This window comes from Agromyces zhanjiangensis, from assembly GCF_040496055.1.
GTDB lineage: Bacteria > Actinomycetota > Actinomycetes > Actinomycetales > Microbacteriaceae > Agromyces > Agromyces zhanjiangensis.
This window is the reverse complement of record NZ_JBEPKB010000005.1, coordinates 268,328-289,446: the sequence shown is the minus strand read 5'-3', so window position 1 is coordinate 289,446 and position 21,119 is coordinate 268,328. Positions and strand designations below refer to the sequence as shown.

General features: G+C 72.6%; 19 protein-coding genes. 5 read left to right on the top strand and 14 right to left on the bottom strand.

The window, feature by feature from the left end; all coding sequences use genetic code 11:
* The 3 genes from ABME02_RS12155 to ABME02_RS12145 all read right to left on the bottom strand — a co-directional run.
* Positions 1-627: outer membrane protein assembly factor BamB family protein (locus ABME02_RS12155; protein ID WP_353815597.1), on the bottom strand; the 627-nt coding region annotated here is incomplete at its 3' end.
* Between the two features lie 84 nt (positions 628-711).
* Positions 712-1,905 carry a PrsW family intramembrane metalloprotease gene (locus tag ABME02_RS12150; protein WP_353815596.1) on the bottom strand — a complete coding sequence of 398 codons (1,194 nt, stop codon included), beginning with the start codon at positions 1,903-1,905 and terminating at the stop codon, positions 712-714.
* A 9-nt stretch (positions 1,906-1,914) separates the two neighbouring features.
* Complete coding sequence (locus tag ABME02_RS12145; RefSeq protein WP_353815595.1) at positions 1,915-3,366, bottom strand: FAD-binding oxidoreductase; 1,452 nt, start codon at positions 3,364-3,366, stop codon at positions 1,915-1,917.
* Positions 3,367-3,440: 74 nt separating this feature from the next.
* Here ABME02_RS12145 and ABME02_RS12140 point away from each other — a divergent pair, with 74 nt between their 5' ends.
* Positions 3,441-5,024: an AlkA N-terminal domain-containing protein gene (locus ABME02_RS12140; protein ID WP_353815594.1), complete on the top strand. Its 1,584-nt coding sequence runs from the start codon at positions 3,441-3,443 to the stop codon at positions 5,022-5,024.
* Between the two features lie 71 nt (positions 5,025-5,095).
* On the top strand, positions 5,096-5,971 hold the full coding sequence (locus ABME02_RS12135) for a fumarylacetoacetate hydrolase family protein (RefSeq protein WP_353815593.1): 876 nt from the start codon (positions 5,096-5,098) through the stop codon (positions 5,969-5,971).
* Between the two features lie 109 nt (positions 5,972-6,080).
* Here ABME02_RS12135 and ABME02_RS12130 read toward each other — a convergent pair whose 3' ends face one another.
* The 9 genes from ABME02_RS12130 to ABME02_RS12090 form a co-directional block, all read right to left on the bottom strand.
* Positions 6,081-7,592, bottom strand: coding sequence for an aspartate ammonia-lyase (locus ABME02_RS12130; RefSeq protein WP_353815607.1), 1,512 nt, complete (start codon positions 7,590-7,592; stop codon positions 6,081-6,083).
* Positions 7,593-7,767: 175 nt separating this feature from the next.
* Complete coding sequence (locus ABME02_RS12125) at positions 7,768-9,159, bottom strand: adenylate/guanylate cyclase domain-containing protein (RefSeq protein ID WP_353815592.1); 1,392 nt, start codon at positions 9,157-9,159, stop codon at positions 7,768-7,770.
* A 108-nt stretch (positions 9,160-9,267) separates the two neighbouring features.
* Positions 9,268-9,558 carry a hypothetical protein gene (locus ABME02_RS12120; protein ID WP_353815591.1) on the bottom strand — a complete coding sequence of 97 codons (291 nt, stop codon included), beginning with the start codon at positions 9,556-9,558 and terminating at the stop codon, positions 9,268-9,270.
* 133 nt (positions 9,559-9,691) lie between these two features.
* Positions 9,692-11,188 (bottom strand): NCS2 family permease, encoded by a 1,497-nt coding sequence (locus ABME02_RS12115; protein WP_353815590.1) that lies wholly within the window; start codon positions 11,186-11,188, stop codon positions 9,692-9,694.
* 108 nt (positions 11,189-11,296) lie between these two features.
* Positions 11,297-11,632 (bottom strand): peptidase, encoded by a 336-nt coding sequence (locus ABME02_RS12110; RefSeq protein ID WP_353815589.1) that lies wholly within the window; start codon positions 11,630-11,632, stop codon positions 11,297-11,299.
* On the bottom strand, positions 11,629-12,807 hold the full coding sequence (locus ABME02_RS12105; RefSeq protein ID WP_353815588.1) for an inorganic phosphate transporter: 1,179 nt from the start codon (positions 12,805-12,807) through the stop codon (positions 11,629-11,631). Before ABME02_RS12105 ends, ABME02_RS12110 begins: the two co-directional genes overlap by 4 nt.
* Positions 12,808-12,898: 91 nt before the next feature.
* Positions 12,899-13,381, bottom strand: coding sequence for an 8-oxo-dGTP diphosphatase (locus ABME02_RS12100; protein WP_353815587.1), 483 nt, complete (start codon positions 13,379-13,381; stop codon positions 12,899-12,901).
* Between the two features lie 4 nt (positions 13,382-13,385).
* Positions 13,386-14,417, bottom strand: coding sequence for a 6-phosphofructokinase (locus ABME02_RS12095; protein WP_353815586.1), 1,032 nt, complete (start codon positions 14,415-14,417; stop codon positions 13,386-13,388).
* Between the two features lie 156 nt (positions 14,418-14,573).
* Complete coding sequence (locus ABME02_RS12090) at positions 14,574-16,697, bottom strand: DEAD/DEAH box helicase (protein WP_353815585.1); 2,124 nt, start codon at positions 16,695-16,697, stop codon at positions 14,574-14,576.
* A 290-nt stretch (positions 16,698-16,987) separates the two neighbouring features.
* Here ABME02_RS12090 and ABME02_RS12085 point away from each other — a divergent pair, with 290 nt between their 5' ends.
* Positions 16,988-17,200 (top strand): hypothetical protein, encoded by a 213-nt coding sequence (locus ABME02_RS12085; protein ID WP_353815584.1) that lies wholly within the window; start codon positions 16,988-16,990, stop codon positions 17,198-17,200.
* Between the two features lie 9 nt (positions 17,201-17,209).
* Here ABME02_RS12085 and ABME02_RS12080 read toward each other — a convergent pair whose 3' ends face one another.
* On the bottom strand, positions 17,210-19,174 hold the full coding sequence (locus ABME02_RS12080) for a DUF2207 family protein (protein WP_353815583.1): 1,965 nt from the start codon (positions 19,172-19,174) through the stop codon (positions 17,210-17,212).
* A 90-nt stretch (positions 19,175-19,264) separates the two neighbouring features.
* On the opposite strand from ABME02_RS12080, the gene ABME02_RS12075 reads away from it, so the two are divergent.
* Both ABME02_RS12075 and ABME02_RS12070 read left to right on the top strand, forming a co-directional pair.
* Positions 19,265-19,543, top strand: a complete 279-nt coding sequence (locus ABME02_RS12075) for a metal-sensitive transcriptional regulator (RefSeq protein WP_129236061.1) — start codon at positions 19,265-19,267, stop codon at positions 19,541-19,543.
* 7 nt (positions 19,544-19,550) lie between these two features.
* Positions 19,551-20,099: an O-acetyl-ADP-ribose deacetylase gene (locus tag ABME02_RS12070; RefSeq protein ID WP_353815582.1), complete on the top strand. Its 549-nt coding sequence runs from the start codon at positions 19,551-19,553 to the stop codon at positions 20,097-20,099.
* A gap of 46 nt (positions 20,100-20,145) precedes the next feature.
* On the opposite strand, the gene ABME02_RS12065 is transcribed toward ABME02_RS12070, so the two are convergent.
* The gene (locus ABME02_RS12065; protein WP_353815581.1) at positions 20,146-21,003 is read right to left on the bottom strand and encodes a glycerophosphodiester phosphodiesterase; all 858 of its coding nucleotides are present in this window, start codon (positions 21,001-21,003) and stop codon (positions 20,146-20,148) included.
* Between the last annotated feature and the right edge of the window lie 116 nt (positions 21,004-21,119).

Below are 21,119 nucleotides of genomic sequence, written 5' to 3'. Positions count from 1 at the left end.
CATCGCCGTCACCTCACCCGTCGAGGTGCCCGCGACGACCACGTCCTTCCCGAACGCCACGCCCGAGACCTCCACCGGCGATCCCGCTCCCCCCGTGAGGTCGCTCGCCCAGAGCAGCAGGCCCGTGGCGGCGTCGAACGCGACGACCACGCCCGTCGAGGTCCCCGCCGCGACCGCCGACTTCCCGGCCGCGACCGAGGTCACCGCGAGATCGGTCCCCAGCACGCCGGCGACATCGGTCGCCCATCGCACCAGGCCCGTCGCGGCATCCATCGCCGTCACCTCACCCGTCGAGGTGCCCGCGACGACCACGTCCTTCCCGAACGCCACGCCCGAGACCTCCACCGGCGATCCCGCTCCCCCCGTGAGATCGGTCATCCACACCGGCAGGCCCGTGGCGGCATCGGCCGCCACGACGACCCCGGTGCTCGTTCCGGCGAACGCCGCGTCCTTGCCCGCGGCGACGGAGGTCGCGTCCAGGCCGGTCCCGACGACCGACGCCACGTCGGTGGCCCAGGTGATCGCGCCGGTCGACGACGGCGCCGCGAGGGCAGGGCCGACGCCCAGGCCCGCGACGAGGATCATCGATGCACCGGCCGTCGTTGCGAGCGCGCGTGTGAGCTGCATGGGCGAGACCTCCAGGTCGAAAGGACACGGCGCCCCCAAGACGCGTCGCACGCTACACCCGGAAATGGGGCGCGGCAATGGCGATCAGCCGGAGATCGCCCGCCGGTCGCTCGCGACGGCCTCGAGCAGCGCGCGCTCGTCGGCGTGCCGGCGCACGTCGGCCCGGCCGGTCGCGATGACGTTGCGGGTGAAGGCCAGTCGCGTGGCGTCCGCGATGAACCGCTGGACCTGCGCGGTGCGCGGGGGCTGCTGCGCCCGGGCCCAGGCGAGCGCGGCCCGCCTGCCGGGCCAGGTCGAGAGGCCGTCGACCTCGTCCTGGCTGAACCACCCCGCGGCGGCGTACTCGGACAGCCGGGCTCGGGTCACGCGCTGCTCCTCTCGCCGGAGCAGGACCGTCACGACGATCGCGGCGATGAAGATCGGCACCTGGACGGTGAAGTAGAGCGCGAAGGCGTCGGCGAAGGCGAGCGAGCCGTTCCAGAAGGCGTGCAGCAGGATGGCGCCGAGCAGCCCGATCACGAACCAGGCGATGACGCCGGCCCCGCGACCGCGTCTCGCGGCGAAGCCGATCGCGACGCCGGTGCACGCCGTGAACAACACGTGCGCGAACGGCGAGAACAGCCCGCGCACGATGAACGTCGTGCCGAGCTCGCCCGCACCGCCCTCGATCAGCGCCACGCCGAAGTAGAGGATGTTCTCGGTGAAGGCGAACCCGGCGGCGACGGTCGCGCCGTAGACGAGCCCGTCCACCGGGCCGTCGAAGTGCGATCGGGCGAGCAGGTAGATCAGGAGCACGCCCGCTCCCTTGGCGAGCTCCTCCACGATCGGCGCCTGCACCACGGCCTGGAGGGCCTCGTCGGTCGTCGCCCCCTCGGGCGAGGCGAACGCGGCGAAGAGCTGCACGCCCAGGTCGACGATCAGTGCGATAGCGACCGACACCGCGGCACCCCACAGGAACGCGAGCCACAGCGCCCAGCGCGGCTCGGGCTCCCAGCGGTCGATCCAGCGGATCGCGAGCAGGACGATGGCGAGCGGCACGAGGGCGACGAGCGTGCCGACCGCGAGCACCGAGGCGCCGAGGGCGACGGCGAGGTAGCCCGCGACGAGCAGGGCGACGAGGCCCGCGACGGCGATGAGCACGACGATCGCGGCGCCGGCCCCCAGGCCCGTGCGCGCGCGCACCGGCGCACGGTATGCGAAGGCGGGATCCTCGGAGGGAGGTCCGGTCGGGTTCAGGTGGCCGTGCGGATCGGCGGGCGGCGGAGGCGTCAGGCTCACGCCGGAAGCCTAGCGATCACCGCCGTCGGCGGGCGCGAACATCACGCCGGGGTTGAGGATGCCCGCCGGGTCGAACACGGCCTTGATGCGTCGCTGGAGGTCGACGGACTCGTCGCCGAGCTCCTCGGCGAGCCACCGCCGCTTCAGCACGCCCACGCCGTGCTCGCCCGTGAGGGTGCCGCCCAACCGCACCGCGGCGCGGAACAGCTCGTCGGCGGCCGTCCAGATGTGCTCGGGCACCTCGTCGCCCTCGAACACGAAGTTCGGGTGCAGGTTGCCGTCGCCGGCGTGCGCGAGCGTGGGGATCTCGACTCCGTGGCGATCGCCGATCCGCGCGATCTCGCGGAACATCTCCGGCAGCCGCGACCGCGGGACGGCGACGTCCTCGATGAGCACGTTCCCGCGTGAGGCGAGCGCGGCGTGCATCGCGCGGCGGATGTCGAGCAGGCGCTCGCCCGTCGCGGCATCCGTCGACCGCTCGACCCGCCCGCCCGCCTCGCCGAGCACGCGCGCGATCGTGTCGGCCTCGGCGGCGGCGTCGCCGGCGTCGCACTGCGCGAGCAGGAACGTCTCGCCGGGGGCGAAGTCGGCGAGCGGCGTCCCGGCGAGCGCGTCGGCGCCGAGGTGCTCCGCGACGCGAGCGAGGCCCACGGGATCGATGAGCTCGAGGATCGCGGGTCGCACGCGGGCCGCGGCGACCCCGCCGACCGCGGCGCCCGCCGACTCGACGTCGGGGAAGGCCGCGGCCACCGTCTCGATCGGGCCCTGGACCACCGGACGCAGTCGCAGGGTGGCCTCGACGATCACCCCGAGCGTGCCCTCGGAGCCGGTCACGAGCGCCGTGAGGTCGTAGCCGGTCACGCCCTTGACGGTGCGGTGGCCGGTGCGCAGCAGGGAGCCGTCGGCGAGCACCACGGCCAGCCCGAGCACGCTCTCGCGCGTCACGCCGTACTTCGCGCAGAGGAGCCCGCCGGCGTTCGTGGCGATGTTGCCCCCGATCGAGGAGATCGCCCGGCTCGCCGGATCGGGCGCGTACCACAGCCCGTGCTCCCGCGCGGCGCGGTCGAGGTCGCCGTTCAGCACGCCGGGTTCGACGACGGCCAACTCGTCGACGTCGTCGATCTCGAGGATCCGGGCCATGCGCGACAGGTCGAGCACGATCGACCCTCGGCTCGAGATGCCGCCGCCCGCGAGGCCCGTCCCAGCGCCCCGCGGGACGACCGGCGTGCCGGTCGCGGACGCGATGCGCATGAGCGCCTGCACGTCCTCGACGGATGCCGCGTGCACGAGCGCCGCGGGCGGCGAGTCGCTGCGCCATCCGGACCGGTCCTCGCGCACCGCCTCGAGGGCGGGGCCGTCGAAGGCGACGCGGTCGCCGAACGCGTCGGCGAGACGCGTGCGGAGGTCGGCGGTCGAAGGGTCGAGGGCGCTGGCGGCGAGCGACGACGCGTCGGTGGGCATGCGGTCCAGCCTAGTCGCGCAGCGATGTCCGATTTCCGCTATGCAACGTCGCGGACGGATGCGACGCTGGAGAGGTGACCACGACCGCCACCGCCGACCCGCTCACCGACCCGGTCTTCGCCGAGCGCTACCGCGCGATGCTCGCCCGCGACGCCCGCTTCGACGGCCAGTTCATCACCGGCGTGCACTCGACGGGCATCTACTGCAGGCCGAGCTGCCCCGCGGCGCCGCCGAAGCCCCGCAACGTCACCTTCTACCGGACGGCCGCGGCCGCGCACGAGGCCGGCCTCCGCGCCTGCAAGCGGTGCCTGCCCGACGCCGTCCCCGGATCACCCGAGTGGGACCTCGACGACGACCTCGCGGCACGCGCGATGCGGCTCATCGCCGACGGCGTCGTCGAGCGCGAGGGCGTGCCGGGCCTCGCCGACCGGCTCGGCTACACCCCGCGCCACCTCACGCGGGTGCTCACCGCCGAAGTCGGCGCCGGGCCGCTCGCCCTCGCCCGCGCGCACCGCGCGCAGACGGCGCGCGCCCTGCTCACCTCGACCTCGATGCGCGTCTCCGACGTCGCGTTCGCGGCCGGCTTCGGCAGCATCCGCCAGTTCAACGACACGGTGCGCGCCGTCTACGAGCGCAGCCCGCTCGAACTGCGAGCGACGGCGCGCGCTCGGCGGAACGGCCGCCCGATGGCGACGGACGCTGCGACGCCACCGCCGCCGGATGCGGCCCGCGCGGCGGGCGACCCGGACGACTCGCGGCCCCGCCCCGGTGACGCCGGCGTCGTCCGGCTCCGCCTCCCCGCGCGGCCGCCGTTCGACGCGGCCGGGGTGTTCGCCTGGCTCGCCGCCAGGGCGGTCGACGGCGTCGAGGTCGCCGAGGCCGACCGCTACGAGCGGACCCTCGCGCTCCCGACCGGTCCCGCCCTCGTGCGGCTGGCGACCGTCGGCGACGACGCCCCGGCACTCGACGTCGAAGCGCACCTGGCGAGCCTCGCCGACCTCGCACCCCTCGTCGCCCGCGTCCGACGGCTGTTCGACCTCGACGCCGACGCGGAGGCGATCGACACCGCACTGGCCGCCGACCCGGTGCTCGCGCCGGCGATCGCCGCCGTGCCCGGCATCCGCATGCCGGGCTGCCTCGACCCGCACGAGCTCGTCGTGCGCGCGCTCGTCGGCCAGCAGGTCTCCGTCCGGGCGGCGCGCACGGCGCTGACCCGTCTCGCCGCCGACCTCGGCGAGCCCGTCCGGGTCGGCGAGCGCACGCGCACGCTGTTCCCGACGGCGGCGGCGATCGCCGAGCACGGCGCCGAGGTGCTGCGGGGTCCCGCCGCGCGGATCCGCACGATCCTCGACGTCACCGGCCGGATCGCCACCGGCGACCTCGTCGTCGCGCCCGAGCGCGAGCGCGCGGAACTGCGGGCCGAACTGCTCGCCGTCCCGGGCATCGGCCCGTGGACGGCCGGCTACCTCGCGATGCGCGTCACCCGCGAGCCCGACGAGCTCCTCGTCTCCGACCTCGCGCTCCGGAACGGCGCCGCGCGGCTCGGCCTCCCGGCCGACGCGAAGGCGCTCGCCGCACGCGGTGCGGCGTGGGCGCCGTGGCGGAGCTACGCTTCGATGCACCTCTGGCGGGTCGCGGCATCCGCATTGTCGACGTGACGGAGCATCTCGCCTGCTTCGTTGTACGTCCTGCACAGCGCTCGCGCGAGAGCGGCCGATAGCCTAGACGGGTGAAGTTCGCGCACCTCCGAGTCGAAGGCCAGACGACCCCCCGACTCGCGGTGGTCCACGACGAGCGGGCGATCTTCCTCGACGAGGTGATGCCGAACGCCCCGCGCGACCTGCAGGAGCTCATCGAGCAGGGCGCCGACGCCCTCGCCGACGTGCGCGCCGTGGTCGACGCCGCAGTCGCATCCGGTGCGCCGACCGCGCCGGTCTCCGAACTCCGGCACGACTCGGCCGTGCTGCGGCCGTCGCAGGTGCTCGCCATCGGCGCGAACTACGCCGCACACGCCTCCGAGCTGAAGCTCCGCTCCGAGTCGGCCATGACGATCTTCTCGCTCTGGCCGAACTCCCTCGCGGCGCACGGTGCGACGACGACGTGGGCCGGCGACGTCGCCACCCAGGTCGACTACGAGGCCGAGCTCGGCGTCATCATCGGCACGCCCGCGCGCGACGTCTCACCGCAGGACGCCCTCGATCACGTGTGGGGCTACACGGTCGTGAACGACATCACGGCGCGCGACATCCAGTTCAGCGAGGCGCAGTGGTCGCGCTGCAAGTCCTTCGACGGCTTCACCCCGACCGGCCCTGTCGTCGTCACCGCCGACGAGATCCCCGATCCGCAGGACCTCTGGCTCACCACCAACCTCGACGGCCACATCCTGCAGGACGCCTCGACGAACGAGATGGTCCGCAGCGTCGCCGAGATCATCTCGTACCTCTCGAAGACGGCCACCGTCCCCGCCGGCACCCTCATCTCCACCGGGAGCCCGGGCGGCGCCGGGTACTCCCGCAACCCGCAGGTCTTCCTCCACGACGGCTCGACCGTCACCGTGACGATCGAGGGCATCGGCTCGCTCACCACGCACTGCCGCGTCATCTGACGAGGCGGGCACGCGTCGGCATCCACGGGCCGTGCGCGGGCCCGACACGACGGCGACGGATGCCGCATGGCATCCGTCGCCGTCGTCATCGACGCCCGGGGCGCCGGCCTCAGTCGCTCGGCTCGCCCTTCAGCTCGACGACGTTGATCGCCTGCGTGATGGGGTGCACGCCCGACAGGCGCGACGGCAGGAGCTGCCGCGTGACGTCCTCGCGGGTCATGAGGCCGGCCTCGACGACGAGGTCGGCCACCGGCCGGCCGGTCGCGAGCGCGGCCTTCGCGAGCTTCGCCGCCTCGGCGTAGCCGATGAACGGGATGAGCGCCGTGATCACGCCGACGCTCGAGGCGACCTGCGCCTCGAGGTGCTCGGTGTTCGGGGTGATGCCGTCGACGCAGTTCACGCGGAGGGTCCAGCACGCCTGGCGCATCCAGGTGATCGACTGCAGGAGCGAGTGGGCGATGACCGGCTCGAACGCGTTGAGCTGCAACTGGCCGTTCTCGGCGGCCATCGTGACCGTGACGTCCGCGCCCGCGACCGCGTAGGCCACCTGGCTGACCGCCTCGGGGATGACCGGGTTGACCTTGCCCGGCATGATGCTCGAGCCCGCCTGCTTCGGCGGCAGGTGGATCTCGCCGAGGCCGGCCTGGGGCCCCGAGGAGAGCAGTCGGAGGTCGTTGCAGATCTTCGAGAGCTTGATCGCGCTGCGCTTCAGCGCGCTCGAGAAGGTCATGAAGACGCCGGTGTCGCTCGTCGCCTCGACGAGATCGGGGGCCGTCTCGAGCCGCTGTCCGGTGATCTCGCTGAGGTGGCGCACGACCGCGGCGGCGTAGCCGGGGTCGGCCGTGATGCCCGTGCCGACGGCGGTGCCGCCGAGGTTGACCTCGGAGAGCAGCTTGATCGTCTCGCGGAGTCGCGCGATGTCCTCGCCGAGCGTGGTCGCGAAGCCGTGGAACTCCTGGCCGAGCGTCATCGGCACCGCGTCCTGCAGCTGCGTGCGGCCGACCTTCAGGACCTCGTGGAACTCGCGGCCCTTGCGGCCGAACGAGATGCGCAGCAGGTCGAGCTCGGTGAGCATCGTCGTGAGCGACGCCGTCATCGCCAGCTTCAACGCGGTCGGGTACGTGTCGTTCGTCGACTGGCTGCGGTTGACGTCGTCGATCGGGTGGATGAGGTCGTACCGGGCCTTCGGGTAGCCCGCGATCTCCAGCGCGACGTTCGCGATGACCTCGTTCGCGTTCATGTTCGTCGACGTGCCCGCGCCGCCCTGGATGACGCCCACCACGAACTGGTCGTGGAACTCGCCGTCGATGATGCGCTGGCAGGCCTCGTCGATCCACGCCTGCTTGCGGGGATCGAGCGCGCCGAGCTCCTTGTTGGCGCGGCACGCCGCCTGCTTCACCTGCGCGAGCGCGACGACGAGCTCCGGGTACACGGAGATCGGCCGCTTCGAGATCGGGAAGTTCTGGAGCGCGCGCTTCGTGTGCACGCCCCAGTAGGCATCTGCGGGGACCTCCACCGAGCCGAGCGAGTCGGTCTCGGTGCGCGTCTCCGTGGTGTTCGTGGGGATCACCTCGTCCTCCGATCGGACGCTCTCGACGGTGTTGGGATGCGGTCGGGTCATCGACACTTCGGCTCCATCGCCTCGGGGACACGCGCGGGATCGCCGCGCTCGGTACGTCCCCGAGCCTACTCGCGGGTCCGCGCCGATTCGCGCTGCAGCGTGTACGTTCCATGCGCGTCGGCTGTACACGGCGTCCGATTCGTGCGTCCGTGCACCGACTCGCGCGGAGCGCGGCTCATCCCGGGCCGGTGACCTCGAACAGGCGCCACTCCCCCGGCACGCCCTTCAGGACGTGCGTGCCGCGATCCTCGAACCCGATGCCCGACCCGACCACCAGGTCCTTGACGGTGCTCGAGGCGAACACCGTCCCCGCCGACGCGTGCGACATGACCCGGGAGGCCAGGTGCACCGCGATCCCCGCGACATCGTCGCCCTGGAACTCGACCTCGCCGCTGTGCACCCCGGCCCGGACCTCGAGGCCGAGCGTCCGCACCGCCGAGGCGATCTCCCACGCGCAGCGCACGGCGCGCGCCGGTCCGTCGAACAGGGCGAGGAACCCGTCGCCCGTCGACGAGACGTCGGTGCCGCGATACCGCTCGATCCGGGATCGGACCAGTTCGTCGTGCGCGAGCTTGAGGTCGAGCCAGCGCTGGTCGCCGAGTCGCGCGGCGAGATCCGTCGATCCGACGATGTCGGTGAACAGCACGGTCGCGAGCACGCGATCGTCCACCGGCACCGGTCGGTCGCCCGTGACGAACTCCTCGACCTCGTCGAGGAGTTCGTCGGCTTCGACGAACGGCGGGTACCAGGCCGCACCCCGCAGTTCGACGAGCCGCGCGCCGGGGATGTGCTCGGCGAGGTACCGACCCATCGGGAGGCGATAGTGCCGGTTCTCACGCTTGTGGAGCACGAGCGTCGGGACCTGGATGCTCGGCAGCACCGACCGCACGTCCAACTGCAGCACCCACTCGTACATGCGCGTCGCCGCGGCGGGGGATGCCGACAGGCGCATGTACCGCCCGACCCACCGCTGCAGCTGCGCATCGTCGGCGACGTCCGGTGCGGTGAGCTGCAGGACTCCTCCCGTGCCCCAGTTGCGGCGCCACTCGCCCAGCAGGAGCTCCGCCGTCGGCTCCGGGATGCCGATCGGGTAGTCGGGCGCACGGAGGAGCCGGGCGAAGGTGTTCACGAGCACGAGGGCGTCGGTGCGCTGCGGATGGCTCGCTGCCAGCATCATCGCCATCGGTCCGCCCTCCGCGTCGCCGAGGAGCGTCGCCGAGTGGGAGCCGGCGGCGTCGAGCACGGCACGCGCGTCGTCCATCCAGTGCTCCAGCGTCGGCAGGGCGCCCATGGCGACCGGATCCGAGAGCCCGGCCCCGCGCTTGTCGAAGCAGATCACGCGCGCGAAACGGCCGAGCCGCTCGAGGTACCGCACCATCGACGGGTGCTCCCACATCACCTCGATGTTGCTCGCCCAGTTGCCGATGAACATGAGGTCGCGCGGTCCGCGGCCGAACACCTGGTACGCGACGGATCCGTCGCCGCTCTCGGCGTAGCGCGGTTCGGGCGCGCCCGACCCCCACGTCGAGATGCCCAGCCCGTGCTCCGCGTCCATCCGCTCCCCCACGCGTGTCCCCTCACGCGTCAGGGTAGACCCGGGAACGCGCCGGGCGCAGGCCCGGACGTGGGCGAGGCCCCCGACCGGCAGGTCGGGGGCCTCGACGGGCTCGGGCCGTCAGACGAACGCGAGCGGTGCGAACGGCAGCAGCAGCAGGCCGAAGGCGAGGAACGCCAGCGTCGCGACGACGATGCCGGCGAGCATCACGCCGTTCAGCACGATGCCCCAGATCGCCATCGTGCGGGCCGACGGCTCGCGGCGCAGCGCCAGGATGCCGAGCACGAGGCCGGCGACGGGCACCACGAACGTGAAGCCGGCGACGAGCGAGACGAGGCCGAGCACGAGGCTCGACACGGCGAACCCGCGCGTCTCGACGTCGGTCGCCGGTGCGGGGGTGACGGTGGTCATCAGTGGATCTCCTGTCCATCGGGATGATCCGAGACTACGGACGGCGCCGGGCCGTCGACATGGGGCGAACCCCCGGATCGGTGGGGCGGCAGCCGCCCCTCCGTGCGCCGGGCACGCCCGCCGCGTCGCCGGCTCAGCCTGCGAGCAGCGCCTCGACGGGCCCGCGTGCGAAGTAGACGACGAAGCCTGCGGCGACGACCCAGAGCAGCGGGCTGATCTCCCTCCCCTTCCCCGCGAGCGAGCGGACGACCACCCAGCTGATGAAGCCGGCGCCGATGCCGTTCGCGATCGAGTACGTGAGCGGCATGACGGTGACCGTGAGGAAGACCGGCAGGAGCACGCTGAAGTCGCCGAAGTCGATCTCGCGGATCTGCGACATCATCAGCGCGCCCACGATGACGAGCGCCGCGGCGGCGACCTCGGACGGCACGACGGAGGTCAGCGGCGTGAGGAACATCGCGAGGAGGAAGAGCGCGCCCGTCACGAGGTTCGCGAGCCCGGTGCGCGCGCCCTCGCCGATGCCGGAGCCGGACTCGATGAACACCGTGTTCGACGAGCTCGACGTGAGGCCGCCCGCGACGGCGCCGACGCCCTCGACGACGAGCGCCGAGCGCAGGCGCGGGAACTCGCCCTTCGCATCGGCGACACCGGCCTCCTTCGAGAGGCCCGTCATGGTGCCGAGCGCGTCGAAGAAGTTCGTGAACACCAGCGTGAAGACCAGCATCAGCGCGGCGAGCACGCCGATGCGCTCGAAGCTGCCGAAGCTCACCTGGCCGACCAGCGACAGGTCGGGCAGGCTCACCCACTGGGCGGGCAGGTCGGGCACGGACAGGCCCCAGCCCTGCGGGTTCACCGAGCCGTCGGCGCCGAACCTCGGACCGAGGTCGAGGGTCGCCTCGAGCACGACCGCGAGGACGGTGCCGGAGAGCAGGCCGATGAGGATGCCGCCCTTCACCCTGCGCGCCACCAGCACGCCCGTCAGCAGCAGGGTGACCACGAAGACCACGGTCGGGATCGTGCCGACCGAGCCGTCGACGCCCAGCCCGACGGGCGGGGACGACGCGCCGGTCGCGGTCACGAACCCGGCGTCGACGAACCCGATGAACGCGATGAAGAGCCCGATGCCGACCGTGATCGCGAGCTTCAGCGGCATCGGGACGGCCTCGAAGATGAGGCGGCGGAGGCCCGTGGCCGCGAGCAGCACGATGATGAGGCCGTTGACGAGCACCAGGCCCATGGCCTCGGCCCAGGTGACCTGGCCGACGACCGAGACGGCGAGGAACGAGTTGATGCCGAGGCCCGCGGCGAACGCGAACGGCAGGCGCGCCACGACGCCGAAGAGGATCGTCATGACGCCGGCGGTGAGCGCGGTCACGGCCGCGACCTGCGCGAAGCCCAGGTTCTCGCCGGCGACATCCGTGCCGCCCGACAGGATGATCGGGTTCAGGATGACGATGTAGGCCATCGTGACGAACGTCACCACGCCGCCGCGGATCTCGGCGGGGATCGTGGAACCGCGGCGCGTGATCTCGAAGAAGCGGTCGAGTGCGCCGGTCGGGCGGGGCCCGGCGGGCGTCGGGTGCTCGGCGGAGTCCGGGCGCGATACGGTGTCGGGGCGGGAGGTGGTCATGTCGTCCTGTGGGTCTCGTCGGGTGCGCGGGTCGCGCACGTTCGGTTCGGGCTCCGCCCCGAGGCGAGCGGAGGACGGGACGACGATGGCCCGGGGTCGTGGTGCGGCTCAGCCGCCGTGCAGGGCCGGCACGATGAGGTAGATGCCGTACAGCACGGCGAGGCCGCTGAGGGCGAAGCACGCCCACGCGCCGACGACGGCCGCACGCTTCTGCCCGTCGGTCAGCGGGCTCTTGCGCGCGGCCTTCGCGGCGCGCTTCGCGGCCCTCGCCGCCTCCTCGGGCGAGATCACCGTGATGGCGTCCGTGAACTCGGCGGGTGCCACGACCGGCGTGCGACCGCCGACCGTCAGCAGGCGGATGCCGAGGGCGTACGCGCTGACGACCACGCTCGCGCCGACGAGCGACGCGACGAGCACGATCACGAACGAGATCCAGTCGATCACGAGTTCACCTTCCGCTTCGGCTCGGGGCTGCGCTTGATCCGCACGGCACGGCCGGAATCGGCCACCTCGCTGAGGACGTTCCGATGCGACACCTCGTCACGGCGCGACCAGAGGAAGATCCCCCCGATGATCACCGCCGCGGCGAGCGCGTCGATGAGGACGCCGACCACGCCGATCGTCGCGACGACCGCCGCGAGGGCGCCGACGCCGCCGGCGGCGGGCAGCGTGAGGATCCAGCCGATGCCGATGCGGCCCGCGGTGCGCCAGCGGACCTTCGACCCGCGTCGGCCGAGCCCGGAGCCGATGACCGACCCGGAGGCGACCTGCGTGGTCGAGAGCGCGAAGCCGAGGTGGCTCGAGGCGAGGATGGTCGCCGCGGTCGCCGTCTCGGACGCGAACCCCTGGGCGGGCTTGACGTCGGTGAGGCCCGTGCCGAGGGTCTTGATGATGCGCCATCCGCCCATGTAGGTGCCGAGCGCGATGGCGACCGCGCAGGTCACGATGACCCAGAACTCGGGCCCGGACCCGACGGGCTGCGCACCGACGGAGATGAGCGTGAGGGTGATGACGCCCATGGTCTTCTGCGCGTCGTTGGTGCCGTGCGCGAGCGCGACGAGCGAACTGGAGAAGATCTGGGCGTGACGGAACCCGTCGCGGCCGTCGGGCCTGCCGTCGTACCGCCTCGTGATGGCGTACGCGAGCTTGGTGGCCGCGAACGCCACGAGTCCGGCCGTGAGCGGTGCGAGGAGGGCCGGGAGGATGATCTTCGACATCACCACGCCGCCGTCGATCGCCTGGATGCCGAAGCCGACCAGCGCGGCGCCGATCAGCCCGCCGAACAGGGCGTGGCTCGACGACGAGGGCAGGCCGAGCAGCCACGTCACCATGTTCCAGGTGATGGCGCCGATGAGGCCCGCGAAGATGAGCTCGGGCGTGATGAACACGCCGTCCTCGCCCTCGCGGATGAGGCCGCCCGAGATGGTCTTGGCCACCTCCGTCGACAGGAACGCGCCGATGAGGTTCAGGACGGCGGCGAGCGCCACGGCGACCTTGGGTCGGAGGGCACCGGTGGCGATCGGCGTGGCCATGGCGTTCGCGGTGTCGTGGAAGCCGTTCGTGAAGTCGAAGAAGAGCGCCAGTGCGATGACCAGCACGACGATGAGGGTGAGATCCACCGGCGTCTTTCTGTCGTCGGCGGACCGGAATTCGCCGGATGTTCACGGAGGGTGGGGTGCGGAATCCGACTGACGTCGGGCCCGGTCGATCCTACGCGACGTGGTCGGACTCATCCACCACGGTCGCGAGGTCCTCGCCGAACACGTACGTCCGCCGGACCTCGCCGCCCGCGAGCACGCCCGGGAGCCATCGCCGGGCGTCGTCCCACATCTCGGCGAGCGGCACCTGCTCGAGCGCGAACCACTCGGGATCGAGCTCGTCCGACGGGGCCGGTTCGCCGGCGAACGCCCGCACGACGAAGACGTTCGAGACCTGGCTCCACGCCTCGCGGTGCGGGAACAGGTACGTCAGGCGCCCGCGCGACTCCAGGTCCGCCGCGGCGACCACGAGCCCCGACTCCTCCTCGACCTCGCGGACGGCGGCGTCCTCGGGCGACTCCCCCGGCTCCAGCTTGCCGCCGAGGCCCACGTAGTTGCCGGCGCCGAGGCCGTGCTTCTTGCGGCCGAGGAGCACCTCGGTCCGTCCGCCGGACTCGCGGATCACGTAGCAGACGCAGACCTCGGGCAGCGGCATCGGCTCAGCCGAAGAGGATCCGCGCCTCGTCGTACCGCGACTGGGGCACGACGTTCAGTCCGCCCGTCGCGTCCGCGATCGAGACGCGTTCGATGTCGGTGCCGCGGAGAGTGACCATGCTGCCCCACGCCCGGTCGAGGGCGGCGTCGACGGCCGCCATGCCGAGACGCGTCGCGAGCACCCGGTCGTACGCCGACGGCGCCCCGCCGCGCTGGATGTGCCCGAGGACCGTGTGGCGCGACTCGATCCCGGTGCGCTCCTCGATCATCGGCGCGAGCTTCTCGGCGATGCCGCCGAGCCGCGGCCGGTTGAACGCGTCGAGGCCCAGGTGCGAGTGCGCCTCCTCCATCGTGTCGAGCTTGAAGCCCTCCGCGACGACGATGAGGGGCGCGCGGCCCCGGTCGCGGACCGATTCGACGTAGTGGCAGATCTCCTCGATGCCCATCGGCTGCTCGGGGATCAGGATCGCGTGCGCGCCGCCCGCCATGCCGGAGTGCAGGGCGATCCAGCCGACGTGCCGGCCCATGACCTCGAGCACGATCGCGCGGTTGTGCGACTCGGCGGTGGTCCGCAGGCGGTCGATCGCCTCGGTCGCGATCTCGACGGCCGTGTCGAACCCGAACGAGTAGTCGGTCGCGGCGAGGTCGTTGTCGATGGTCTTCGGGACGCCGATGACGGGGATGCCGCCCTCGTCCCAGAGCCGGCGCGCCGCGGTCAGCGTGCCCTCGCCGCCGATCGCGATGATCGCGTCGATGCCCTCCTCGTCGAGCATCCGGCGGATGTTCTCGGGGCCGCCCTGCTCGCCCTCGAACGGGTTGGTGCGGCTCGAGCCGAGGATCGTGCCGCCCTGCTTGGAGAGCCCGCGCACGTCGTGCCGGGTGATGGGCATGATGTCGCGCTCGACGACGCCGCGCCATCCCCAGCGGAAACCGACGAAGTCCGCTTCGTGCGAGATGACGCCCTTGAGCACGGAACCGCGGATGACCGCGTTCAGTCCGGGGCAGTCGCCGCCGCTCGTCAGAATGCCGATCTTCATGCCTGAGTGACTCCTCGTGAGAAGGGACGTTCGCGGGGGTGCCGCATCGTCGAGGCGCGAACGTGGGGAGTCTAGCGGGGCTCGCGGCATCCGGTCGCGTCGCGACCCCTCCTCGGGGCCGACGGCGACGACCGCGGATGCCGCGAGCCCGAGGCGCTACAGGGCGCCGTCGAGCGCCTGGCGCAGCAGGTGCTGCAGGGCGTCGAGCTGCACCGAGTCGGCCGAGCCGGGCTCGATGTCGCTCCCGTCGAGCGCGCGGAGCGCGAGGCCCTGCTTCTGGTCGATGAGCTCGGCGATGCGTGCATCGACCGTGTGCGCGGCGATGATCCGCCACGCCGTCACGGGCTCGTCCTGGCCGATGCGGTGCACCCGGTCGATCGCCTGCGTCTGCTCGGCCGCGGTCCAGCTGAGCTCGGCGAGCACGACGTTCGACGCCGACTGCAGGTTGACGCCGACGCCGGCGGCCGTCAGCGAGCACACCGCGATCGAGACGTCGGCCTCGGTGTTGAACGCGTCGATCGCCTGCTGCCGCGAGACCGCCGTCTGGTCGCCGCGGATCGACACCGTGCGCAGCTCGCGCGCGGCGAACGCGGCCTCGGCCTGGTCCATCACGTCGATGTGCTTGGCGAAGAAGACGACCTTGCCCGCCGACCGGGCGAGCTGGGCGGCGTAGTCGGCCGCGAGGCCCGCCTTCGCCTGGCCGATCCGGCGCACCATCGTGAAGACGTTCTCGCCCGACTTCGAGGACTTCGACTCCTCGAGCTCGGAGAGCGCCACCGCACGGATGTACTGGTCCCGCTCGAGCTCGTCGAGGTCGCCGACGCGGAGCTTCCGGGACTCGACGAGCACGCGGAACCGGTTCGCGAGCCGGTTGCCGAGCTCGCGCTCGGCGGCGCGGATCGAGCGGCCGAGTTCGTCGTCGAGCTCCACGTGGAGGTCGGCGATGCGCTTGTCTGGGAGGTCGGCGGCGACGTCGACCTTGCGGCGTCGCACGATGCCGAGGTCGATGACCGTGCGGCGCGCCTCGGCGTAGAACCCCGGCTCGGCGGGCGTCAGTCCGGTCTCCTCGAGCTTGCCGAGGAGCTCGGGCGACGGCTTGTCGCCGACGATCCAGCCGAGGAACTGCCAGATCGCGCGGAAGTCGTCGACGTCGTTGATGAGCGGCGTCCCCGTCAGCGCGAGCAGCAGCGGGTCGCCGCCCGGCGTGTTCGCACGGATGCGCTCCGCGAGCGCCAGCACGTTCCTCGAACGCTGCGACTGGAGGTTCTTGATGAAGTGGGCCTCGTCGACGACCATGCCGCGGAAGCCCATGGTCGACAGCCAGGCCATGTGCCGGTCGAGGATGTCGTAGTTCACGACGACCACGTCCGCGAAGGCGTCCACCGTGTCGCCGTCGCCGTGGATCACGGTCGCGCGTCGGTGCGGCGTCCATCGTTCGACCTCGCGCGCCCAGTTCATCTTCACCACGTTCGGCACGACCGCGAGCAAGGGGTACGCGTCGGCGACGGATGCCGCGAGCACCGACTGCGCCGTCTTCCCGAGGCCCGGCTCGTCGGCGAGCAGGAAGGTGCGGTGGCCCTCGCGAGCCGACTCGATGAATCGCGCCTGGTGCGGCATGAGCTCGAGTCCGCGCGGAGCGAGCCGGTCGACCTTGGGCGCCTCCGGCAGGTCCATCGACGCGGCCTGGCCGCCCGATCCCGACTCGAACGACTTGAACAACGGGCCGAGCAACTCCCAGTTCGCCAGCCGTCGGACGGGCACCACGTGGTGGTCGCCGCGGCTGAAGTCCGGCGCGAGGAACGGGTTCGCGAGCTGCCGGGACTTCACCGACGGCGGGACGACCTGGTTCACCGCGATCTCGGGGACCGGCACCGACTCGCGGACGATGATGAGCTCGTCATCGCTGAGTTCGGCGCCCGACTCGAGCAGCCAGTCGCGTCGGAACCGCTGCGCCACCGTCGAGATCGAGGCGTCGGGTTCGAGCAGCGTGATGAGGCTCGTGTCGCGCGCCGCGGTCTTCGCGAGGATCTGGGCGATGCCGTCGAGCCGCTTGAGCAGTTCCGCGCGGGCACCGTCGGCGAGCTCGCCGTCGGCCTTCACGCGTGCGCGCTCCTCGCGCATGAGCAGCGCGATGACCTGGAACTTGGTGCGGTTCGTGGGGCCCAGCTTGTTCTTCTGGGCCTTCTGCTCGACCTCTCGCACCTTCCGCGCGAGGATCGGGATGATGGGCGCGTCGTCGTCACGCGAGCGCGTGCGCTGCCGCTGCCTCGTCTGGGCCAATGGTCCTCCCCTGTCTGGGCCCGATGCGATCGGGCGCTCGGGACCACGGGCGGGTGGTCGGCACCGGCTGACGGGATCGGACGTCGAGGCCGTCGAGGTGCGCCGGATCCGGAGAGACCGAGCATGGCGGAGCGAGTTCCCCCAGCCGTCGGTCCGTGGATGGATCCGTCGAGCGCCTCGGCCATTCTACGCGCCGTGGCGCGATCGGCGCGAATGCCACGCGAACGGGTGCCGGGCGCGTCGGGACCTCGGCCCTGTCGGAGGGCCGCACGCGGGGCTACGCTCGTGCCATGGACGAGTCGACGGGGGTCGGCGGGGGCATCGCCGACGATCACGAGTTCCAGGTCGCGCAGGACGGCGAGCTTCCGCCCGAGCCGGAGCCCGACGAGGACGAGGACGAGCGTCCGACCGGCGAGGATTCGGACGACGACGTGGTCGGCATCGACGCCGAGCGTCGCGTGGTGCTGGCCGACGAACGCGGTCGCGCCGCCGACGAGGAGTGAGCGGGGCGGTCAGACGCCGCCGCCTCCTCCACCGCCGCCACCGCCGCCGGAGGATCCACCTCCGCTCGAGCCACCCGAGGACGAGCTGGACGACGAGCCCGACCAGCTCGTGCTGGAGACGCTGCTGAACGAGCTCACGCTCGCGGCGAAGTACCAGGCATTGAAGCCGCTCCGTCCCGAGTACCAGTCGGGCTCGCGCTCCTGCGCCGCATAGAGCGACGCCAGCACCTGGCTCCACTCGCGCTCCATGCCGAACAGCACCGAGTACGGCAGGAGCCGCTCGTTGAGTCGCAGCACCGCCTCGGGGTCGGGCGTTCCGTCCGAGCGGATCGGCCGGCTCCCGACCGGCGCGGGACGCCCGGTGGGGAGCGCGCCGGGCGCCGGCGGCGGGATGTCGGGTGCGGGCATGGGCGCGCGCTCCGCGCCGCTCGGCGACTGGAGGACGCGGAGGCGGTCGGCCTCGGCGAGCCGGATGTACTCCCGGAGGCCCTCGAGGTGGTCCTTCAGCGCGCGGCCGCGTTCGGTGAGGGGTCGCACGACGCCGACGATGCCGAAGGTGACGAACACCGAGACGCCCGCGACGAGGATCGTCAGCCAGGGCCATCCGCCGCCCATCCCCTCGTCGAGCGCGACGAACCCGAAGACGGCGGCGAGCACCGCCGCCCCGATCGCCAGCAGGGAGAGGAGGCTGCGCACGCCGCGATCGGGCTTGCGCCGGAGGCCCTCGCGCTCGACCCGGGAGTGCACGGAGGATCGGAGCCGAGCGAGCGTCGTGCCGAGCGTGGCGTCGCGCGACCTCAGGTCGCGCCGCGAGCCGATCGGCGCGATCGGACCGAACAGCGCCCGGAGCACCGTCGACGCGTCGCGGTCCGCACCCTCGATCGGGGCGGCGAGCTGGACGGAGTACCTGCGGGAACCGGTCTCGATGACCCGGACACGACGGTCGACCGCCTCGGCGAGCAGCGTGGCCGTGATGCCCTTGGACGGCGCGCGGACGAGGTCGGCGGCCTCCATGAGGGTGAGCCGCTCCGGCGGCTCGTACTCGGCGATGATCAGGCCGCGACCGGGGTGGTCGCGCCAGCGCGTGGCCCGCATGACGCCCGCGGTGACCACGATCGCGACGGCGGCGATCGCGCCCGCGAGGGAGGTCATGGCCGCCGGGGAGGACGTGAACCGCTCGTCGCGCGGCTCGAAGGTCCCGGGCCGGAAGCCGAGCGCGACGGTCAGGTTCTGGTACGGCCCGAGGGCGTCGGCCCGCGCGAGCACGACCGGCTCGCCGTCGGGCTGCACCTCGAGGCTCGCGCACGGCGTGCTGGAGCCCTCGTACCCGCTGTAGCAGGCCACGTCGCCGGTGAACGCCTCGACGAGGTCCGGCTCGAGGCGGACCTCGGCCCGGACCACGCCGAACGGCTGGCGCCAGCCGGTGCCGTTGACGTCCCAGTAGAACTCCTGCAGGTCGAGGTCGTCGGGATCGAACGTGACGTTGCGCTGGTCGTAGGTGATCACGTAGGTCTGCTCGCCGTGGACGAAGTCGTCGGCGGCGATCGTGATCAGCTCGAACTCGCCGTCCTCGCTGCGCTCGGTCTCGAACGAGCGCGAGGCGCCGTCCTGGTCGAACACCGACAGGACGTGGATGTCGGTCGGATGCCCGTCGTAGGTGCGCGGGATCGCGCGACGGATGCCGCGGTTCTGGTCGTACTCGGGGAAGACGGCGACCAGCGTCTCGGTGGTCCGGAGCGTTGATCGGCCGCCCTCGTCGCGACCGAGTTCGTACACCGCGTCGAAGCTCGCGAACGTGAAGTCGTCGACGTCGGCCCGGACCGCCCCGACCGGTTCGGCGACGGCTCGCGCCGACGAGTCGGCCTCCGGAGCGGCCGCCGCGGCCGCCGCAGGTCCGATGCCGAGCGCGAGCGCGGCCAGCACGCTCGCCGCGACGAGGAACGGGCGGCGGCGGATCCGGCGCGGGGTCGTCATGCGCTCACGCTAGCGAAGCGGGCGCCCCCGCGTCATCCGTCGTCGTGCGGATACGCCCCAGGGTATGGCGGGCGGGCGTATCCTGACGGGGTGATCGAGGACATCAAGAAGCGGGCGCTGCACCGCACGAAGATCATCGAGGGCCAGCTCCGGGGCATCGAGAAGATGATCGAGAACGACGACTACTGCATCGACATCATCACGCTGTCGCTGGCGGTCCAGAAGTCCCTCGGATCGCTGAACAAGCTGCTCGTCGAGAACCACCTCCGCACGCACGTGTCGCACATGTACGAGCAGGGCGGCGACCAGCGCGAGGAGGCCGTGGCCGAGCTCGTGCGCATCTTCGAGCTCTCGAACAACCGGGGCTGACCGGCGGATGCCGCGGATCGAGCTCGTCACGGGCGACCTCACGCAGGAGCGCGTCGACGCGATCGTGAATGCGGCGAACTCGTCGTTGCTCGGCGGCGGCGGCGTCGACGGCGCGATCCACCGCGCGGGCGGCCCGGAGATCCTCGCCGAGTGCCGACGGCTCCGCGCGACGACGCTGCCCGACGGGCTGGCGACCGGCGGCGCGGTGGCGACGACGGCGGGCCGCCTCGCCGCCAGGTGGGTCGTCCACACCGTCGGGCCGGTCTGGCCCGGCGACGGTCCCGAGGCGGTGCGACGGCGGGCGCTGCTCGAGGACGCGTACCGCAACTCGCTCGCCCTCGCGGCCGAGCTCGGCGCGGCATCCGTCGCCCTCCCCGCCGTGTCGGCGGGCGTCTACGGCTGGCCGGCGGAGGACGTGGCCGAGGTCGCGATCGCGAGTGCGGCCGCCGCCGCCGCGCCCGAACTCGTCCGGTTCGTGCTGTTCTCCGAGCGGATGCGCGCGACGTTCGCCGAGGCCGCCGCCCGCCTCGGTGCCGACGTGATCGTGGTCGGCTGACCGTCCCCGCCGTCCCCGCCGTCCCCGCCGGCGCGGTCGGGCCGAATCAGGTGCCCGGCGCGGTCGAGGCGATCCAGGCGTCCAGGTCGCTCGGCTGGTCGGTGATGATCCCGTCGACCCCGAGGTCGCTCACCTCCTCCCATCGGTCCTGGCTGTTGAGCGTGTAGCAGAGCACGGCGATGCCTGCGTCGTGCGCGGCGTCGATCGCCTCGGGCGCCGCGGTGACGGATGCCGCCGTCGTGCCGAACCCGATGACGCCGAGCTCCTCGGCGAGCGGCACGGGATCGGCGGGGAGTTCGCGGATCAGCATGATCCGCGGCGTGGTCGGCGCGACACGCTGGATCGACTGCAGGGTCTCGATGCTGAAGCTCTGCAGCACGACCCGCCCGCGGAGGCCGTGGCGCTCGATGAGGTCGAGCACGACCCGCACGTCCCCCGGCGTCCAGTCGGCCTTGAGCTCGACGAGGGCGCGGGCGTCCTCGCGCTCGGCGAGCGCCACGAGGAAGGCCTCGAGCGTCGGGATGCGCTCCCCCGCCCACTCCGCGGAGTACCAGGCGCCCGCGTCGATCCGCTCGAGACGTTCGAGGTCGAGGTCCTCGACGCGCGCGTCGCGCCCGGCGATCCGTTCGAGGTCGGTGTCGTGGAACAGGACGGGCACGCCGTCGCGGGTGAGGCGCACGTCGGTCTCGACGTACGCGAGTTCGTCCATCGCGAGTTCCAGCGCGGGCATCGTGTTCTCCGGCGCCTGCGACCGGTCGCCGCGGTGGCCGATGATCGCGGCGGCGTCGCCGGGCTGCCGGAGCGCGCCGAACACGTCGATCGCGTACACGTCGGTGGGCGTGGAGACGCCCCAGAGCGTGGCGGCGATCGCCACCATGCCGGCGACGGCGAGCGGGACGCGCACGAGGGGTCTCGGCGGTCGCGCGAACCTGCGGGCGGCGCTGCGGCCGGACGGCTCGGAGTCGGGCTGGGCGACCTGCGGGGCGCTGGGTCGAGCGGGGGCCGCGGTCGCTGGGACGA

Coding starts and splice junctions, on each gene's coding strand:
- ABME02_RS12145 (WP_353815595.1), bottom strand. CDS start 3,366: ATGCCCACCGACGCGTCGTCGCTCGCCGCCAGCGCCCTCGACCCTTCG.
- ABME02_RS12070 (WP_353815582.1), top strand. CDS start 19,551: ATGCCGCGGATCGAGCTCGTCACGGGCGACCTCACGCAGGAGCGCGTC.
- ABME02_RS12120 (WP_353815591.1), bottom strand. CDS start 9,558: ATGACCACCGTCACCCCCGCACCGGCGACCGACGTCGAGACGCGCGGG.
- ABME02_RS12130 (WP_353815607.1), bottom strand. CDS start 7,592: ATGACCCGACCGCATCCCAACACCGTCGAGAGCGTCCGATCGGAGGAC.
- ABME02_RS12115 (WP_353815590.1), bottom strand. CDS start 11,188: ATGACCACCTCCCGCCCCGACACCGTATCGCGCCCGGACTCCGCCGAG.
- ABME02_RS12095 (WP_353815586.1), bottom strand. CDS start 14,417: ATGAAGATCGGCATTCTGACGAGCGGCGGCGACTGCCCCGGACTGAAC.
- ABME02_RS12080 (WP_353815583.1), bottom strand. CDS start 19,174: ATGACGACCCCGCGCCGGATCCGCCGCCGCCCGTTCCTCGTCGCGGCG.
- ABME02_RS12085 (WP_353815584.1), top strand. CDS start 16,988: ATGGACGAGTCGACGGGGGTCGGCGGGGGCATCGCCGACGATCACGAG.
- ABME02_RS12100 (WP_353815587.1), bottom strand. CDS start 13,381: ATGCCGCTGCCCGAGGTCTGCGTCTGCTACGTGATCCGCGAGTCCGGC.